This window comes from Morganella psychrotolerans (assembly GCF_965118875.1).
Lineage (GTDB): Bacteria > Pseudomonadota > Gammaproteobacteria > Enterobacterales > Enterobacteriaceae > Morganella > Morganella psychrotolerans_C.
Window position 1 is genome coordinate 1 of sequence record NZ_CBCPJD010000021.1, and the last position, 16,446, is coordinate 16,446.

Consider the following 16,446-nt stretch of genomic DNA (forward strand, 5'->3'; position numbering starts at 1 on the left):
CGATACCTTTTTAATTCAGGGTTCTGCCAATATCAACTTACGCAGTATGGCATTTGATAGTGAGATTGCAGTGATATTACAGGATACGGATGATTTTCCGATAGTGAAGCCATTAAGAGAAAAGCTGTGGGGATTGCATAAACGGACGGGAAGTGTTTCTTCGAATTTAACAAAAGAGTTTGAAACATGGATTGATATCATCCGTCAGAATAAGGGTAAAAAGGATGATGACGAATTTCCGGTCAGCTCATTAATTCCTTTTGAAGATAAAACCATTAGTCTAAAAAATTCGGATTGACCCATGAAAATACGGATAAATATTGCATTATTATTGGGTATTATCTTGCTGATAAGTTGTAAGCCAACGGACAAAAAGGAAGTCACTGTGACTCAAAAAACAGAACCCGATTTAACCTTTACCTGTGTCTATGAAAAAGACACATTGCCCTCCATTGACCCTGAAGCTGATATTTGGTTTAAACAAGCCCGTGAGCTGGAAAAGGTGGATAAATATAAACGTGATTATGCCAAAATTGGTGAGCTATACCGTAAAGCGGCGGAGCGTAATCACCCGAAAGCCATGCTCAATCTCAGTAACTTAATCAGCTATGGAAAAGTACCGCCATTGCCGGAAATAGGTCCCGCGCAAGAGGCGTGGGATATTAACCGAAAAATGGCAAAATTGAATATCAGCTATGGTTATTACCAAATGGGGCACTACCTCGATACCGGCTATGGCGTAGCTGCTGACCGTACCAAAGCTCTGACATATTTTCGCCAGGCCGCGGATTTAGGGAGCCCTGAGGCTCAGTATATAATCGGTAATATTTTTATTTCTAAGCGTGTATCCGATAAGAAAAATCCTGTGTATCACCCTGAAATTGGTAAAGCCATGCTAAATTGTGCAACCCGACAAGGACATGCTGATGCAGCATATAGGCTAGCTACATATTCAATAAATGTTGATAATAATTTTGAGATTGCACTAGAGTATTATCAATTGTCAGCGCTGAATGGGTCACGAAGCGCTACATCAATTCTAAATCAAGCGTTTTTTCCAAATACCACCTCAAAAGACTACTATTATCTTGCAGTTAAGCCAGATATAGAGCGATCTACCCGTTATGAAGCTATAGTTTCTGAAATTAGAAATAACCCTGACGCCCGTTTCCCTGATATTGATAAAATTGTTCCCCTTCCTCCCGCTGAATTACCTGAGTGGGATGGCACCTTTGAATATAAAAAACAGGCTGAGGGGCAATAATCAATATGATGATGACCTTTTTATCCTGTACTAAATTAATCACACACCGCCTGTTTAAATACAGTGTGCTGGTTTGGGGGTTATTGCTGCTTATCAGCTGCAACCCGGTGGATAAAAAAGAAATAACAATAACTCAAAAAACAGAACCCGATTTAACCTTTACCTGTGTCTATGAAAAAGACACATTGCCGCCAATAGACCCTGAAGAGAATATTTGGTTCAAGCAAGCACGTGAGCTGGAAAAGGTGGATAAATATAAACGGGACTACGCAAAAATTGGTGAACTGTACCGCAAAGCTGCGGAGCGTAATCACCCGAAAGCCATGCTCAACCTCAGTAACTTAATCAGCTACGGTAAAGTGCTGCCATTGCCGGGAATAGGTCCTGCCCAAGAAGTGTGGGATATTATTCAAAAAATGGCAAAACTGAATATCAGTTATGGTTATTACTAAATGGGGCACTACCTCGATACCGGCTATGGCGTAGCTGCTGATCGCACAAAAGCGTTAGCGTATTTTCGCCAGGCAGCAGATTTAGGCAGCCCTGAAGCACAATACGTGATTGGAAAAATTTTCATTTCTCAGCGCTTATCCGATACGGATAATCCTGCTTATCGTCCTGAGATCGGTAAAAAAATGCTCGGTTGTGCGTCCCAACAAGGTAATGGGGAAGCGGCTCGTCGTTTAGCGACGTACTCTGTTAATGTTGACGATAATTTAGAGGTAGCTCTAAAACATTACCAATTAGCAACACAAAATGGAAATAAAATGTCAGCGTCAACATTAGCTGATACTTTTAAACTAAGTACAACACAAAAAGATTACTTCTACCTTGCAGTTAAGCCTGACATAGAACGTTCCGCCCGTTATGAAGCTATAGTTTCTGAAATTAGAAATAACCCTGACGCTCGTTTCCCTGATATTAATAAAATTGTTCCCCTTCCTCCCGCTGAATTACCTGAGTGGGATGGCAGCTTTGAATATAAAAAACAGGTTGAGGGGCAATAATAAATATGATGACCTTTTTATCCCGCACCAAGTCATTCACTCACAGTCTGTTTAAATACAGTGTGCTGGTTTGGGGGTTATTGCTGCTTATCAGCTGCAACCCCGAGGATAAAAAGGAAGTCACAATAACGCAAAAAACAGAACCCGATTTAACCTTTACCTGTATCTATGAAAAAGACACATTGCCGCCAATAGACCCTGAAGCGGATATTTGGTTCAAGCAAGCACGTGAGCTGGAAAAGGTGGATAAATATAAACGCGATTATAACAAAATTGGTGAACTTTACCGCAAAGCCGCAGAACGTAATCACCCGAAAGCCATGCTGAACTTAAGTAACTTAATCAGCTACGGTAAAGTGCCGCCATTGCCGGGAATAGGTCCCGCGCAAGAGGCGTGGGATATTAACCGGAAAATGGCAAAGCTGAATATTAGTTATGGTTATTACCAAATGGGGCACTACCTTGATACCGGCTACGGGGTAAATGCAGACCGCACGAAAGCCTTAGCCTACTTTCGCCAGGCGGCGGATTTAGGGAGCCCTGAAGCCCAATACGTGATTGGAAAAATTTTCATTTCTCAGCGCTTATCCGATACGGATAATCCTGCTTATCGTCCTGAGATCGGTAAAAAAATGCTCGGTTGTGCGTCCCAACAAGGTAATGGGAAAGCGGCTCGTCGTTTAGCGACGTACTCTGTTAATGTTGACGATAATTTAGAGGTAGCTCTAAAACATTACCAATTAGCAACACAAAATGGAAATAAAATGTCAGCGTCAACATTAGCTGATACTTTTAAACTAAGTACAACGCAAAAAGATTACTTCTACCTTGCAGTTAAGCCTGACATAGAACGTTCCGCCCGTTATGAAGCTATAGTTTCTGAAATTAGAAATAACCCTGACGCTTGTTTCCCTGATATTGATAAAATTGTTCCCCTTCCTCCCGCTGAATTACCTGAGTGGGATGGCACCTTTGAATATAAAAAACAGGCTGAGGGGCAATAATCAATATGATGACTTTTTTATCCCGCACCAAGTCATTCACTCACAGTCTGTTTAAATACAGTGTGCTGGTTTGGGGGTTATTGCTGCTTATCAGCTGCAACCCGGTGGATAAAAAGGAGGTCACAATAACGCAAAAAGCAGAACCAGATTTAACTTTTACCTGTGTCTATGAAAAAGATACATTGCCACCGGTTGATCCCGACGCTGATATTTGGTTTAAACAAGCGCGTGAGCTGGAAAGGGTGGATAAATATAAACGCGATTACGCTCAAATAGGTGAGCTGTACCGCAAAGCTGCGGAGCGTAATCACCCGAAAGCCATGCTGAACTTAAGTAATTTAATCAGTTACAGAAAAGTACCACCATTACCGGGAAAGGGTCCTGCCCAAGAAGTGTGGGATATTATTCAAAAAATGGCAAAACTGAATATCAGTTATGGTTATTACCAAATGGGGCATTATCTTGATACCGGCTACGGGGTAAATGCAGACCGCACAAAAGCCTTAGCTTACTTTCGCCAGGCAGCAGATTTAGGAAACCCCGAGGCACAATACGTAATTGGAAATATCTTCGTTTCTCAGCGTTTATCCGATGCCGACAATCCCGTTTATCATCCTGAGATCGGTAAAAAAATACTCGATTGTGCATCACTGCAAGGTAATGGAGAAGCGGCTCGTCGCTTAGCTACATACTCTTTTAACGTAGAAAATAATCTTGAAGCCACGTTAAAATACTATCAATTAGCAACAAAGAATGGGTTACGCAGCGCAGCATCCAGGCTAAATCAAGTATTTGATCCAAATACAACACCAAAAGATTACTATTATCTCGCCGTTAAACCCGATCCAGAACGCTCTGCCCGTTATAAAGCCATTGTCAAGGAAATGGATGCTTCTGATGAAACCGCCACGTTCCCTGATATTGATAAAATTGTTCCCCTTCCTCCCGCTGAATTACCTGAGTGGGATGGCACCTTTGAATATAAAAAACAGGCTGAGGGGCAATAATCAATATGATGATGATCTTTTTATCCTGTACTAAATTAACCACACACCGACTGTCTAAATACAGTGTTCTGGTTTGGGGGTTATTGCTGCTTATCAGCTGCAACCCCGAGGATAAAAAGGAAGTCACAATAACGCAAAAAACAGAACCCGATTTAACCTTTACCTGTGTCTATGAAAAAGACACATTGCCGCCAATAGACCCTGAAGCGGATATTTGGTTCAAGCAAGCCCGTGAGCTGGAAAAGGTGGATAAATATAAACGCGATTACGCCCAAATAGGTGAGCTATACCGTAAAGCGGTGGAGCGTAATCACCCGAAAGCCATGCTGAACTTAAGTAATTTAATCAGCTACGGTAAAGTGCCGCCATTGCCGGGAATAGGTCCCGCCCAAGAGGCGTGGGATATTAACCGGAAAATGGCAAAGCTGAATATCAGCTATGGTTATTACCAAATGGGGCACTACCTTGATACCGGCTACGGCGTAGCTGCTGACCGCACAAAAGCGTTAGCTTATTTTCGCCAGGCGGCTGATTTAGGGAGCCCTGAGGGGCAATATGTTATTGGTGATATTTTCCTGGCTCAACGTTTATCTGATAGCGATAACCCTGCTTATCGCCCTGAGATTGGTAAAAAAATGCTTGATTGTGCAGCTCAACAAGGCAATAAAGAAGCTGCATTTACATTAGCAATGTTTTATAAGAGTGTGGAAAAAAGATTTGACGCGGCATTGGAGTACTTTCATTTGGCTTCGAAAAATGGGCATAGAATCTCAGCTTCAATACTCATTGATACGTTTAAACAAAATACAACCCCAAAAGATTACTATTATCTCGCCGTTAAACCCGATCCAGAACGCTCTGCCCGTTATAAAGCCATTGTCAAAGAAATGGATGCTTCTGATGAAACAGCCACGTTCCCTGATATTGATAAAATCGTTCCTCTTCCTCCGGCTGAATTACCTGAATGGGATGGCAGCTTTGAATATAAAAAAGAGCCGCAATAATGTGGATTAGGTCACAGGAAATGGACATGAAACAACCCTTTCAATATTGGCGAATGTTTGGTGATCGCCAACAGAACGGCGGCGAAAACGTTAGTACAAAACCGGTGTCATCAGGCGGCATGATTATGATGATGAGAGGGTGTTATCAGCGGGGGCAGACCATACGCCGCTCTTGCGCGGTCACAGGCGTCATTATGCTCACCATCGGGCAGGAGCGGGTCAAATTCACGGCAGGTTGACGGACGCTGTGCATAAATACTGCACGCGACACTCTGCCCGATTTCGCCCTGAAGCTTGATGCAGCGTGGCTGTTTTTGGTTTGTTCCCTTCATGCAGGCAATGAAATCATTAACTTTTTCTGTCATTTCCACCGGCACCACACCGCCGGTGACATCTGTTTCACCCTGATAAAATGAGACGCGGAAACAGGCACAACAGGCTCCGCACAGCATACAGGGATTCGTATCTGTATTTGTGAACGCGATAACATTGCTCATGATAACCCGCCGTATTAATAATAAAACGGGTGATAATTACACCGCCGTCAGAGCGTTGTCCTGAATAAGCGATTAGCTCAATGCATTATTTTTATTCTGCCGCGTTTTTTTAATAAAAATAAATAGTATCTGATCACAAAATTACGATAAAAATACGAATAATTATCGGATATATAAATAATAATAGCGTTACACACTGATTAGTTATCTTTGTTTCTCTTTTAAAGAGATAAAATAAACACGCATCATAAGTAACTCTCCGCCACAATGTTCTGCTCTCTTCTTCGTCGTAAACCTAAAAAATCCCCCGTAAGACTGACAGTGATGCCCGTTTAAGTATGGTTTACTTTCTGCATCCGAAAACACAGGCGGAAGGCGAAGGGAAGCGAATGAAATTGTCTCAGGATGAGCGCAAAGCACTGTTGCTGCCAATCAGTGAAACACAGTCACAGGGGCGCTATTTAAAGGCAGACAGTAGTCTGTACCGCCCGCTGCGTAACCTGTTTAATATTGCACAATCCTCATTACGCAAGCTGTTACAGCAAACAGAGGCGGAAGACCGGGCGCTGCATCAGCAGATGATGCTCAGTGATCAGGCTGCGCTCGCCGATGCCCTTTTCCCTGTACTACGCTGTACCGCCCGTGATTTAAGTCTCACCGGCTGGTTTATCAACAGTCAGATCTTGCTGGACCCGACCCTTGAGGCGCTTGAACTGTGCCTGTCCTGGTTTTCGCAGCAGATAACCGCGCACTGGGAATTGCTTCCTCCTGAGCATTGTGATGATGCCGGTGCCGGAGAGATTAAATTGCAGGAGCTGGCACTGTTTCTGGGATCAGGGACGGAAAGCTGTCTGTTTTACAGTGCGGTTTTACTGCTGCCGGTCACAGATGACATAGCGTATTACCACTATCTGCAACAGCAGCGCCGTGCCCAAAAAACGGATTTCCCGACACTGACATCTGATGCCCGCGCGGCGGCACGTCAGCGCATTGATTTGCTTTCTGCCTGTCTGGCACATTTGCAGCCACTGGTGCCGTTCTTTGCGGCGCAAAACAGTATGACTGATGTTTTCCCCGGCTTTTTTATTCATTTACTTACTGACTACCGGCAGGCGGTGATGACCGCCTGTGGGCTGCCTTTATCCGTGAAAGCGGCGGAAGAAAGCCTGCTGCCGTGTGATAAAGAGCCGGAGACTGTCGCAAAAAAATCCCGTCCGGCGCAGGCTGCACCGCATCCGGATATTCCGGATTTACAATCGCTAAGTCAGCGTAATCACTATAACCGGGATGTGGCGTTGCATCAGTTACGTGACATCTCGCTCTATTTCAGGCGGAGCGAGCCGCACAGCCCGCTCTCCTATCTGCTGGAAAAATCTATCCGCTGGGGTCAGATGTCGTTATCTGAACTCTGGCAGGAAATTTTACTGGAAGATAACAGTTCATTGCTGGACAGGATTTTTTCGCTGACCGGACTAAATGAAATACAAATGGCCACACTGCCTGAGCTTGGTAATGAGCCGGGTTCAGCAGGGGATAAGGCTGTGGATGAAAACCCGGACTCATCGGCGGATGCCCGTAATACGGCGCTTCGCTGGTAATTACAACACATAATAAGGATAGTTATGGCCAGTATTTATATGCGGATTGATGGTGTAGATGTTAAAGGTGGCGCTACGGTTATCGGGCTGGACGGAGCCGGCTGGTTTGCAGTGGACTCCTACAACTGGGGCGGCTCACGCAATGTGGCAATGGATATCGGTAACGGCAATAACGCCGATTCCGGAATGGTTGCCATTCAGCCGGTGAGTGTGGCGAAGCAGATTGATGGCGCATCAGAAGATCTGCTTTCATTCCTGTTTAACCCGGGTAAAGAGGGCAAAACAGTGGAAATCGCGTTCACTAAACCGGAAGCAGATGGTTCAGGTGCGAAAGTGTATTTCCAGATAAAACTCTCTCATGCGCGGCTGATCGGTTACAACGTCAGTGGTTATGACGGTGCGCAGCCTCATGAAATGATCACCTTTTCTTATGTGGAAATTTCTCAGAAACATGCCTACGAACTGGAAGGCGGTGAGCTGAAAGAGGGCGGTATCGTGACCTACAACCTGCCTCAGGGCAAATTATTGTCCGGCGCGAAGTAAACCTGAGCGGGAAGCCTGCGGGTTTCCCGTTTTATCCACCGCGTAAGGGAGAGTGATATGGCACTTAACGCGCAGCATAAACGGGTCAACAAAAACCGCGTCAGTATTACCTATGACGTTGAAACAAATGGTGAATCAGAAAACCGGGAATTGCCTTTTGTGGTGGGGGTCGTGGGGGATTTCTCCGGTCATAAATCCGCAGATAAAAAATGCGCACCGGAAGACCGCGAGTTTACCGGTATTGATAAAGACAATTTTAATGATGTGATGGCACAGATTAGCCCGGAGCTGACATTCAATGTCGATAACACCTTGTGTGACGATGGTAGTGAATTTCCGGTAGAACTGCGTTTTCAGTCAATGGCGGATTTTCATCCGGAAAATCTGGTAGGTCAGATAGCACCGCTTAAATCCCTGGTTGATACCCGTAACCAACTGAAAACATTACTCAGCAAAGCTGACCGCTCCCGTGATCTGGAGCAATTGCTCAAAGAGATATTACAAAATACGCAGGCACTTGAATTGCTCTCGTCAGAACTGGCAGTGACGGAGAGTGGCAATGAGTGAGTTACTACAGGCGCAGACAGCCGGGGAGGAAACTGTTTCTGAGCTGAGTTTTCTGGATCGCGCGTTGCAGGCTACCGTCCAGACCCCGCCGGATACCGCACGGGAACTGATGACGGCACTGATACGCCAGGCGATGGAAGGCACGGTGAGTTGGGATAAAAACCTGACACTCACGCTGCGCAATGCGATTGCCGCGATCGACAATAAAATTTCGGCGCAGCTATCAAAGGTGATGATGTCACCGGACTTCAGACGGCTGGAAGGCAGTTGGCTGGGTTTGCAGAAATTAGTGAAAAACAGCGATCTCGGCGCAGATTTAAAAATCCGTCTCGCTGATTTTACCAAGACAGAGCTGCTGCAACAGTTTGAAAATGCCCCGGCGATTGATCGCAGCCCATTTTTTAATCAGGTGTATCAGGCAGAATTCGGCACTGCCGGAGGACAGCCTTACGGCACACTGCTCGGGGATTTTGAATTTGGCTACGGTGAAGAAGATGTCGCTTTGCTGCGCTATATGGGCGAAGTGGCCTGTGCGTCTCATGCGCCGTTTGTTGCCGCCGCCGGTCACACTATGTTTGATTTTCCGGCATTTACACAGTTTGCGGACGGCAAACCGGTTGCCGCCGGTTTTGATGCACCGGCGTATGCGGCCTGGAATGCATTCCGCGCATCTGATGAATCCCGCTATGTGGCACTGACACTACCGAAAACCCTGGCGCGCACACCTTATGGTGCGAACGGTACGCCAGTCAGCGGTTTCAGTTTTGAAGAGCTTCCTGTGCGTGAAGATGGCTCGGTACGGGTGTCATCACAGGATCAGTTTGTCTGGAGTAACGCGGCGTATGCTTACGGGCTGTTGCTGACCGATTCGTATCGCCGTTTCGGCTGGTGTACGGCTGTCCGTGGTGCGGAAAATGGCGGTAAAGTGGAAAATCTGCCGAATTTTATTTATCGCAATGATGCACGCGACACGGTGCAGATGTGCCCGTCACAGGTCAATCTGACGGATGAGCGGGAAAAAGAGCTGAGTGACCTGGGTTTTCTGCCGCTGGTTCATTATAAAAATGCTAATTACGGTGTTTTTATGGGTGCGCAGACGGTTCATAAACCTAAAAGTTATACCGACCCCGCCGCCACTGCTAACGCGGCAATTTCTGCCCGCCTGCCTTATGTGATGGCGAGCAGCCGTATCGCGCAGTATCTCAAAGTGATAGGACGTGACCGCATCGGCTCAAATCTCTCGGCGGCGGATGTGGAAAAAGCCCTGAACCGCTGGATACATCAATATGTGAATCCGAATGCTATCGGCAATGAAGCCAAAGCAACCCATCCGCTGGCGGAAGCCAAAGTCACCGTGAGTGATTTACCCGGACGCCCGGGCATGTATGCCGCCGTTGCGTGGGTCCGCCCGTGGTTACAGATGGAAGCACTGAGTGCGTCTTTACGGATGGTGGCAGATATTCCGGGCGGCTGATTTAGTAAAAAAAATATTCAGGAAAGGAATATTCAGTAAAAGGAATATGGATGATGGCGGAGTATCAGACGGGTACAGAGCAACAGGAGCACAACCGGCTTTGCGCCCTTATCGGGCAGTGGATCCATCTGATTGACCGGCGGTGCAGCACGCAGTTACAGCAGGTACTGAATCATCCGCAATTTTGTGCACTGGAAGCCCGCTGGCGCAGCCTTCAGCATCTGACTGCCCTGATCAGCCGATCCGGACGGGTGATTATCCGCCTGCTTGATTTAGCATGGGCACCGCTGGCCCGGGATTTGAATACCGCCTTTGAGATCCGTCATACCCTTTTGTACCGCCTGTTGTATCAGCGGGAGCTGAACACGGCGGGTGGCACGCCTTTTGGCCTTTTGCTGGTGGATCACCCGCTGGTTTTTACCGGCTGCGATGAGTATGACGAACTGTATACCGCCACCCGTCTTGCGGAGCTGGGGGAAGTCTCACTCTGTCCGGTTATCATGGGAACCGATCCGGAATTTACCGGCGATGACCTGCATTGGTTCACCGCTGACCGGGAACGGATTGCCAGGATACTCAGCAGCGATGACTACCGCTTGTGGGAGAAGTTACGTTGTCACGAAAGTGCGCGGTTTTTATATCTGACATTACCCCGCTTTTTAGTGCGCTATCCGCATACCGCACCGCGCTGCGGATTTGTTTATCAGCCGGATAACCCGGCAGGCGGAGAACTATGGGGCAACGCAGCCTGGCTGCTGGTCATGAATGTTATCCGTGAATTTGAGCGGATAAGCTGGTTTGGTTTTTTGCGCAGCTATGACGACAATGCCACTCAGGGCGCGATTATTGCCCCGCTGACCGGCGGGGACAGTTGTACTCCGCCGGTTATCATCACCGAAACCGATCTCGCCTGTGAGCAGGATAGCTTCTGGGGAGAGCAGGGGCTGACCGCCTGTACTTCCCTTTATCTCAGCGGGCAGTACGGTTTTTTCAGTCATCACAGTGTCTGGCAGCCGCCCGCACCTCACTGGCGGCAACTGACTATGTTACAGACCAACCTGATGGCCTGCCGGTTTGCGCATGCGATCAAAGCGCAAATCCGTGACAAAGTCGGCAGTTTTGAAACCCTGGCGGCGTGTCAGCAGTCAGTCGAACGCTGGCTGAAACAGTATGTCAGTGATGTGGATTACGGGGAGGAAGCCATTATGGCAGATTATCCGCTGCGTCAGGCCGGTGTTGAAATGAGTGCTGATGCCGCAGATCCGACCCGCTACCGGTGCCGTATCTGTCTGCAACCGCAGTATCAGTATGATATCAGCGAAGCAAAAGTGGATATCGCGCTCTGGTTTACGCGTCCGCAAAATGAGGTGCTGTCGTGAGTCTGCTTGAGCGCCTGTGTCATGACGCAGATGATTTGCCGTACCTCAGTGATCCTTACCGCTCCGTTGTGGCGCACCTGTATCAGATTATCAATGCCCGCGCGCCGGTCTGGCCGGGTGATAAGCCGGTGGCGCGGGCAGGAGGAATAACCACGTTCGGGCTGAGTCACCTGCTGCGTTCGCAGGGAAAGTTTCATCTCACTGCGATTACTCAGGAAATTGAAGCGCTTATCCGGCTTTATGAACCCCGTTTGCAACAGGTAACGGTTTGTGCCGGATTGCAGGCGTATCAGCAGCATCAGGTCAGTTTTGAGATAGTGGCACGGCTGATTGACGCGCTTGGTGGCGGAGAACTGAGTCTGCAGGCGTGCCTGGACTTTAATACAGGACAGATGATAAGCAGCGGGAACAGTCATGCGTAACACGACACTGCACTATTTTGAACAACAACGGCGTTTGTTACAGGAAGGGCTGGCTGAATTTACCCGGCAGCACCCGCATCAGGCGCAATTACTGGGGATCGGATACCGGGAAATCACAGATCCGCAATTGCGCGCGCTGATTGACGGCGTGGCATTTCTCAACGGGCGAACCGCGCAACGGCTGGATCGTATTGCGCCGGCGCTGACGGAAACGCTGATCCGCATGGAATTTCCTGATTATTTACGCCCGGTTCCGGCACTGATGCCGGTGATATTCACGCCGCAGCCGGAAGCGATGCAGGCAACAGAACTCCCGGCGGATACACCGTTCAGTACACAGAGCCACACAGGGGAAACGCTGTACTGGCGGACACAGGCTCCGCTGACACTTCTGCCGCTGGCACTGACGGCACAGCAATTTATTGCGCGGGACACGGCGTACAGGGAAAACGGGCACATGTACAGTGCGTCCTGTTCGCTTCTCCTGACACTGTCAGTGACCGCACCCGGCGTGACACCGGCGGAGCTGCCGCTCTCTTCACTGACACTGAATTTTACCGGAGAAGGTGAAACACCGTGGCAGGCAGATGACACTGTTCACCGCCTGTGTGCGGGGATACGCCTGGTCGCCGGGGAAACCGTCCTTTTTTTACCGGGGCATATTTGTCAGCGTCTGCCCCTGAGCCACAGCGCAGAGACCGGTGATACGGTCAGTGCGCTGCTGTATCATGCGTTATGGCGCCCTGAGCGCCACACCGGGGTGATGCTGCAACTTGGTGATGCCCTTACTCACTGCCGCGAACGGACATTCAGTCTGGAATTTCTGTTCCGTGAGCTGCCGCCGGACCCGGAAGTATTTGGTCAGGACAGCGCGGTCACACTGTTCAGTACGGTACTGACAAACTGCTTTCCCCATCAGACTGAGCCGCTGCGCATTACCCGGGAGAGCAATCCGCACCGGATTTGTACAGACACACACGCGGATTTCATTCTGCATTCTGTGGAAGAGGTGACGGATATCAGCACGCTGCCGGCTGTTACGGTCGCGCAGTTGTATCATGAAACCGCCGGAATTTCCTCCCGCTGGTACTGGCAGGCGGTGTGTGCAGATGATGGTGCGGTAACCCATCTTAACGCTATCCGGTCTGAGCCACAGACCGGTGGTGAAACAGAGGCATCCGGACTTTGGGTACTCAACACAAGGGTGACTCAGGGCGTGGCAGCCACCCGTTGCGCAGTAACGCCGGCGGTAAATTCCCTGCGGGCAGAGCCGCTGGTGTATCGCGCGACGGTAATGCAGCGACCATTACTTACCCCGCTGACATCGCAGCCGGACCCGGACAGGCTCTTTTTACATCACCGGCATACGCGGCTGTCTGATCTTATCCGCAGCCCGCATGGCGCGGCACCACTAAAAGCGTTACTCACTCTGTATGACAGACAATCTGCGCCGGTGCTTTCCCGCCTGATAGCGGCAATTGACGATGTCACCTCCTCGACCGGGGTTACTGTCCGTTTTTATCAGAACACCCCGCTGACCCTCACCGGACAGCATATTACCGTCACTCTTTCACAAAGCGCCCCGGTTGCGGGAACGGCATTTTTTGCCGCACTGCTGGAAGCGGTTTTTATTGTGCTGAGTGATGATGATGAATTTATACAGCTGACACTGCGCTGGCAGGAAAATGTGCGTGAGGCACATCACTGTCCGCTGAGACTATCCGCTGAGATGCACGAATGAAACGGCGTAATAACCCGGGGCTGCTCGGCTCTGATGGTGTATTGCCCCGCTGTATTACCGGGAAGGTGGCGGAATACGCGCAGGTGCATCAGCAAAGTGCGCCACAGGATTTTTTCCGTATTTTTGATAAATGCTGCGACACATTACAAAATAACATTGATAAAAAACAGTTGGTTACGTCTGTTTCTACCCCGGGGACATTACCCCTGACCCTGCTGTTACAGGGACTGATGCCCAAAGACAGCGTTTGTTACCCGGGAATTGGGATGGCCCTGAGCGGCAATGTCCGGCTGCGCGCGCTCAGCAAGCTGGCATCGGCTTATTTTGCACAGCGGACAGACTTTCACTATGCGCCGCCTGTCCGCGTGCCGTACACCCCGCGCGCAGGAACAGAACGGCTTCTCGGCGGCGGAGCAATGCTGGGCCGCCATTGTTTGCTTCGCGCGGCACACCTGGTTGTGACGGTATATGCAGATAATCTGCGGGTGTATGACGGATGGCAGCCCGACGGGAGCCGGCACCGGTTATGCGGGCAATTTATCCGCACCTTTCTCCGCCGTCCGGTTCAGTGGCGGGTGACTATCCGCCCGGCAGCGGTACTGATCATCCGTACGCAACTGGCGGTTACATCATCATTATTGGGACGGAATATCTGTCTCTGACAAGGAATAGTTATGCTGGCTATCGATTTAAACCATTTAATCAAACGGTTATCCCCTGAACTCATTACCACGCTGGAAGAGGCGGCACAGGAATGTGTGCGCCGTCATCACAGTGCCATCACGCCGCTTCACTGGTTTTTAGTGATAGCGAAACGGCGTGATCTGCACTGGTGTGCGGCACAGTCCGGGTCACCGGTGCTACAAAATGGTCTGAATGATGCGCTGGCGGCATTGATGCAGGAGGCAAATACTTCGCCGGTTTTTGCTCCGGCACTGATTGAGCTGATGAAAACCCTTTGGCTGCATACCTCGCTGAATCAATGTGGGCAATGTATCAGCGATTTGCATATTTTACAGGTGTTGCGCCAGCCCGCCGCGTGCCCGGGAATACCGGCGGCGGTAACGGTGTGGGCGCAGGCGGTTGATCCGGCCTGGCTGGCGGCGCAGCTGAAAACGCTGCCGGAGGCGGATGTTGCCCCCGCGATCAGTATGTCAGCCCCGGGAACACTGCTGGAAACCTATGCCCGCGATCTGACCGCACTGGCGCGGGCAGGAAAATTGGACCCGGTTATCGGGCGTGACAGTGAGATACGGCAGATGTTGGATATTCTCTGCCGCCGCCGCCAGAACAGCCCGATCCTGGTCGGGGAGGCCGGTGTCGGAAAAACAGCTATTGCAGAAGGTCTGGCGCAGAAAATATGTGACGGACAGGTTCCGGCGCGTTTACGCGGCTGCGAAGTATGGGAGCTGGATTTGACTGCATTGCAGGCAGGTGCGGCGATAAAAGGGGAGTTTGAGCAACGCCTGAAAAACGTACTGGCAGAGATCCGTGCCGGGAGCACACCAAAAATTATTTTTATCGATGAAGCGCATACCCTGGTCGGCGCAGGCGGCAGTGCCGGGCAGGGAGATGCCGCTAATATCCTGAAACCGGCACTGGCGCGCGGTGAATTCAGGGCAATTGCTGCGACAACCTGGTCGGAATATAAACAATTTATTGAACCTGATCCCGCACTGACCCGCCGTTTTCAGCCGGTAAAAGTCGCTGAACCGGATGAGTCCGTAACACTGAGTATTCTCAGTGCGCTACGCCCCGTGCTGGAACAACATCATGGTTTGCCGGTAACCGACGCGGCACTGGCGGCGGCGGTGCGGTTATCTGTCCGTTATCTGCCGGAGCGGCAATTGCCGGACAAAGCGATCAGCCTGCTGGATACTGCCTGCGCGGGTCTTGCGGTATCGCACTCAGTCACACCGGCGGATGCTGCTGATGCCGTGGATGAAACCCATATTGCGGCGGTTATTGAAATGTGGACGGGGATACCCGCCGGACATCTGGCGGGGGATGAAATCACCATGCTGACAGAGCTGGAAAGCCGCGTGGCAGAAAGGGTGATTGGTCAGACGGCACCTGTTGCCGCTATTGCGCAGGCTATCCGCATTGCGCGTACCGGGCTGAATAACCCGGCGCGTCCGCAGGGCGTTTTTCTGATGTGCGGGCCGAGTGGCGTCGGGAAAACCGAAACGGCGCTGGCAATGAGTGAAGTGCTCTGCGGCGATGAGCGCCGGGTGGTGACACTCAATATGACCGAATTTAAAGAGCCGCATAAAGTCTCAATGCTGCTCGGCGCACCGGCGGGCTATACAGGCTACGGCAAAGGCGGGGTACTGACGGAGGCCGTGCGGCGCAATCCGTACAGTATTTTGCTGCTCGATGAAATGGAAAAAGCACATCCTGCTATTCATGATGTGTTTTATCAGATTTTTGATAAAGGCCGGATCGCAGACAGTGAAGGTCGCGAAATCGATTTCCGTAACACGGTCATCATTATGACCACCAATGCCGCCGACAGTGACATTGTCGCACACTGTCGTGACGGGCGTCCGGGAGTGAATGAACTGGTGCCGGCGATTTTCCCGGTCCTGCTGCACCATTTCAGACCGGCGTTTCTCGGGCGTACCACCATCATTCCGTATTATCCCCTGAATGACGATGAAATGATTGCCATTGCCCGGCTGTCTCTGGACAAAATCGGCAAACGTATTCGTGAAACGTATCAATGTGAATTCAGTTATACGGATGAATTAATAACCTATCTGTTATCGCTGCCTTATTCAGAAGAAACCGGCGCAAGAGCCATTGAACAGGGGCTGGCAGGTAAACTTCTGCCTCTGATTGCCGAAGCCTGTATTAACAAACACCGGCAGGAGACTGCCATTACCCGGGTTTCATTATCTGTTATTGATAATGAGCCTGATGTCTTTATTGATTAAGTG

At 49.8% G+C, this 16,446-nt stretch carries 16 protein-coding genes and 1 pseudogene; 16 read left to right on the forward strand and 1 reads right to left on the reverse strand.

The window, feature by feature from the left end:
• The 7 genes and pseudogenes from ACMHKJ_RS17130 to ACMHKJ_RS17160 all read left to right on the forward strand — a co-directional run.
• Nucleotides 1–298: pseudogene (locus tag ACMHKJ_RS17130) on the forward strand (phospholipase D-like domain-containing protein); the annotation flags it as partial.
• 87 nt (nt 299–385) lie between these two features.
• Nucleotides 386–1,264, forward strand: a complete 879-nt coding sequence (locus ACMHKJ_RS17135; protein WP_413495813.1) for an SEL1-like repeat protein — start codon at nt 386–388, stop codon at nt 1,262–1,264.
• A 5-nt stretch (nt 1,265–1,269) separates the two neighbouring features.
• Nucleotides 1,270–1,716, forward strand: a complete 447-nt coding sequence (locus ACMHKJ_RS17140) for an SEL1-like repeat protein (RefSeq protein ID WP_413495815.1) — start codon at nt 1,270–1,272, stop codon at nt 1,714–1,716.
• The gene (locus ACMHKJ_RS17145) at nt 1,717–2,271 is read left to right on the forward strand and encodes an SEL1-like repeat protein (protein WP_413495817.1); all 555 of its coding nucleotides are present in this window, start codon (nt 1,717–1,719) and stop codon (nt 2,269–2,271) included.
• A 5-nt stretch (nt 2,272–2,276) separates the two neighbouring features.
• Nucleotides 2,277–3,275 (forward strand): SEL1-like repeat protein, encoded by a 999-nt coding sequence (locus ACMHKJ_RS17150; protein WP_413495819.1) that lies wholly within the window; start codon nt 2,277–2,279, stop codon nt 3,273–3,275.
• Nucleotides 3,276–3,280: 5 nt separating this feature from the next.
• A complete protein-coding gene (locus tag ACMHKJ_RS17155) occupies nt 3,281–4,282 on the forward strand; it encodes an SEL1-like repeat protein (RefSeq protein WP_413495821.1) in 1,002 nt (333 codons plus the stop codon).
• A gap of 5 nt (nt 4,283–4,287) precedes the next feature.
• Entirely contained in the window at nt 4,288–5,286 is a 999-nt protein-coding gene (locus ACMHKJ_RS17160; protein ID WP_413495823.1) for an SEL1-like repeat protein, read from the forward strand.
• Nucleotides 5,287–5,396: 110 nt separating this feature from the next.
• Here ACMHKJ_RS17160 and ACMHKJ_RS17165 read toward each other — a convergent pair whose 3' ends face one another.
• Nucleotides 5,397–5,783, reverse strand: coding sequence for a YkgJ family cysteine cluster protein (locus ACMHKJ_RS17165; protein ID WP_413495824.1), 387 nt, complete (start codon nt 5,781–5,783; stop codon nt 5,397–5,399).
• Nucleotides 5,784–6,172: 389 nt separating this feature from the next.
• Between ACMHKJ_RS17165 and ACMHKJ_RS17170 the strand changes: the two genes are divergently transcribed.
• From ACMHKJ_RS17170 to ACMHKJ_RS17210, 9 genes are read left to right on the forward strand one after another with little or no spacing between them, the layout of a single operon-like run.
• Nucleotides 6,173–7,381 carry a hypothetical protein gene (locus tag ACMHKJ_RS17170; RefSeq protein ID WP_413495826.1) on the forward strand — a complete coding sequence of 403 codons (1,209 nt, stop codon included), beginning with the start codon at nt 6,173–6,175 and terminating at the stop codon, nt 7,379–7,381.
• Nucleotides 7,382–7,405: 24 nt separating this feature from the next.
• Entirely contained in the window at nt 7,406–7,924 is a 519-nt protein-coding gene (locus ACMHKJ_RS17175) for an Hcp family type VI secretion system effector (protein WP_413495828.1), read from the forward strand.
• Nucleotides 7,925–7,981: 57 nt separating this feature from the next.
• A complete protein-coding gene (gene tssB, locus ACMHKJ_RS17180) occupies nt 7,982–8,491 on the forward strand; it encodes a type VI secretion system contractile sheath small subunit (RefSeq protein ID WP_413495830.1) in 510 nt (169 codons plus the stop codon).
• Complete coding sequence (tssC, locus tag ACMHKJ_RS17185; RefSeq protein ID WP_413495832.1) at nt 8,484–9,965, forward strand: type VI secretion system contractile sheath large subunit; 1,482 nt, start codon at nt 8,484–8,486, stop codon at nt 9,963–9,965. The genes tssB and tssC overlap by 8 nt, the downstream gene beginning before the upstream one ends.
• A gap of 50 nt (nt 9,966–10,015) precedes the next feature.
• Nucleotides 10,016–11,344 carry a type VI secretion system contractile sheath domain-containing protein gene (locus tag ACMHKJ_RS17190; RefSeq protein WP_413495834.1) on the forward strand — a complete coding sequence of 443 codons (1,329 nt, stop codon included), beginning with the start codon at nt 10,016–10,018 and terminating at the stop codon, nt 11,342–11,344.
• Entirely contained in the window at nt 11,341–11,766 is a 426-nt protein-coding gene (locus ACMHKJ_RS17195) for a hypothetical protein (RefSeq protein WP_413495835.1), read from the forward strand. Before ACMHKJ_RS17190 ends, ACMHKJ_RS17195 begins: the two co-directional genes overlap by 4 nt.
• On the forward strand, nt 11,759–13,507 hold the full coding sequence (locus ACMHKJ_RS17200) for a type VI secretion system baseplate subunit TssF (protein WP_413495836.1): 1,749 nt from the start codon (nt 11,759–11,761) through the stop codon (nt 13,505–13,507). The genes ACMHKJ_RS17195 and ACMHKJ_RS17200 overlap by 8 nt, the downstream gene beginning before the upstream one ends.
• Nucleotides 13,504–14,169, forward strand: a complete 666-nt coding sequence (locus ACMHKJ_RS17205; RefSeq protein WP_413495839.1) for a type VI secretion system baseplate subunit TssG — start codon at nt 13,504–13,506, stop codon at nt 14,167–14,169. The genes ACMHKJ_RS17200 and ACMHKJ_RS17205 overlap by 4 nt, the downstream gene beginning before the upstream one ends.
• 12 nt (nt 14,170–14,181) lie before the next feature.
• On the forward strand, nt 14,182–16,443 hold the full coding sequence (locus tag ACMHKJ_RS17210; protein ID WP_413495841.1) for an AAA family ATPase: 2,262 nt from the start codon (nt 14,182–14,184) through the stop codon (nt 16,441–16,443).
• Nucleotides 16,444–16,446 lie beyond the last annotated feature (3 nt).

Bases quoted from the DNA above. Each gene is read 5' to 3' on its own strand.
- ACMHKJ_RS17140 (WP_413495815.1), top strand. From the start codon at position 1,270: ATGATGATGACCTTTTTATCCTGTACTAAATTAATCACACACCGCCTG.
- ACMHKJ_RS17145 (WP_413495817.1), top strand. From the start codon at position 1,717: ATGGGGCACTACCTCGATACCGGCTATGGCGTAGCTGCTGATCGCACA.
- ACMHKJ_RS17150 (WP_413495819.1), top strand. From the start codon at position 2,277: ATGATGACCTTTTTATCCCGCACCAAGTCATTCACTCACAGTCTGTTT.
- ACMHKJ_RS17155 (WP_413495821.1), top strand. From the start codon at position 3,281: ATGATGACTTTTTTATCCCGCACCAAGTCATTCACTCACAGTCTGTTT.
- ACMHKJ_RS17160 (WP_413495823.1), top strand. From the start codon at position 4,288: ATGATGATGATCTTTTTATCCTGTACTAAATTAACCACACACCGACTG.
- ACMHKJ_RS17165 (WP_413495824.1), bottom strand. From the start codon at position 5,783: ATGAGCAATGTTATCGCGTTCACAAATACAGATACGAATCCCTGTATG.
- ACMHKJ_RS17170 (WP_413495826.1), top strand. From the start codon at position 6,173: ATGAAATTGTCTCAGGATGAGCGCAAAGCACTGTTGCTGCCAATCAGT.
- ACMHKJ_RS17175 (WP_413495828.1), top strand. From the start codon at position 7,406: ATGGCCAGTATTTATATGCGGATTGATGGTGTAGATGTTAAAGGTGGC.
- tssB (WP_413495830.1), top strand. From the start codon at position 7,982: ATGGCACTTAACGCGCAGCATAAACGGGTCAACAAAAACCGCGTCAGT.
- tssC (WP_413495832.1), top strand. From the start codon at position 8,484: ATGAGTGAGTTACTACAGGCGCAGACAGCCGGGGAGGAAACTGTTTCT.
- ACMHKJ_RS17190 (WP_413495834.1), top strand. From the start codon at position 10,016: ATGATGGCGGAGTATCAGACGGGTACAGAGCAACAGGAGCACAACCGG.
- ACMHKJ_RS17200 (WP_413495836.1), top strand. From the start codon at position 11,759: ATGCGTAACACGACACTGCACTATTTTGAACAACAACGGCGTTTGTTA.
- ACMHKJ_RS17205 (WP_413495839.1), top strand. From the start codon at position 13,504: ATGAAACGGCGTAATAACCCGGGGCTGCTCGGCTCTGATGGTGTATTG.
- ACMHKJ_RS17210 (WP_413495841.1), top strand. From the start codon at position 14,182: ATGCTGGCTATCGATTTAAACCATTTAATCAAACGGTTATCCCCTGAA.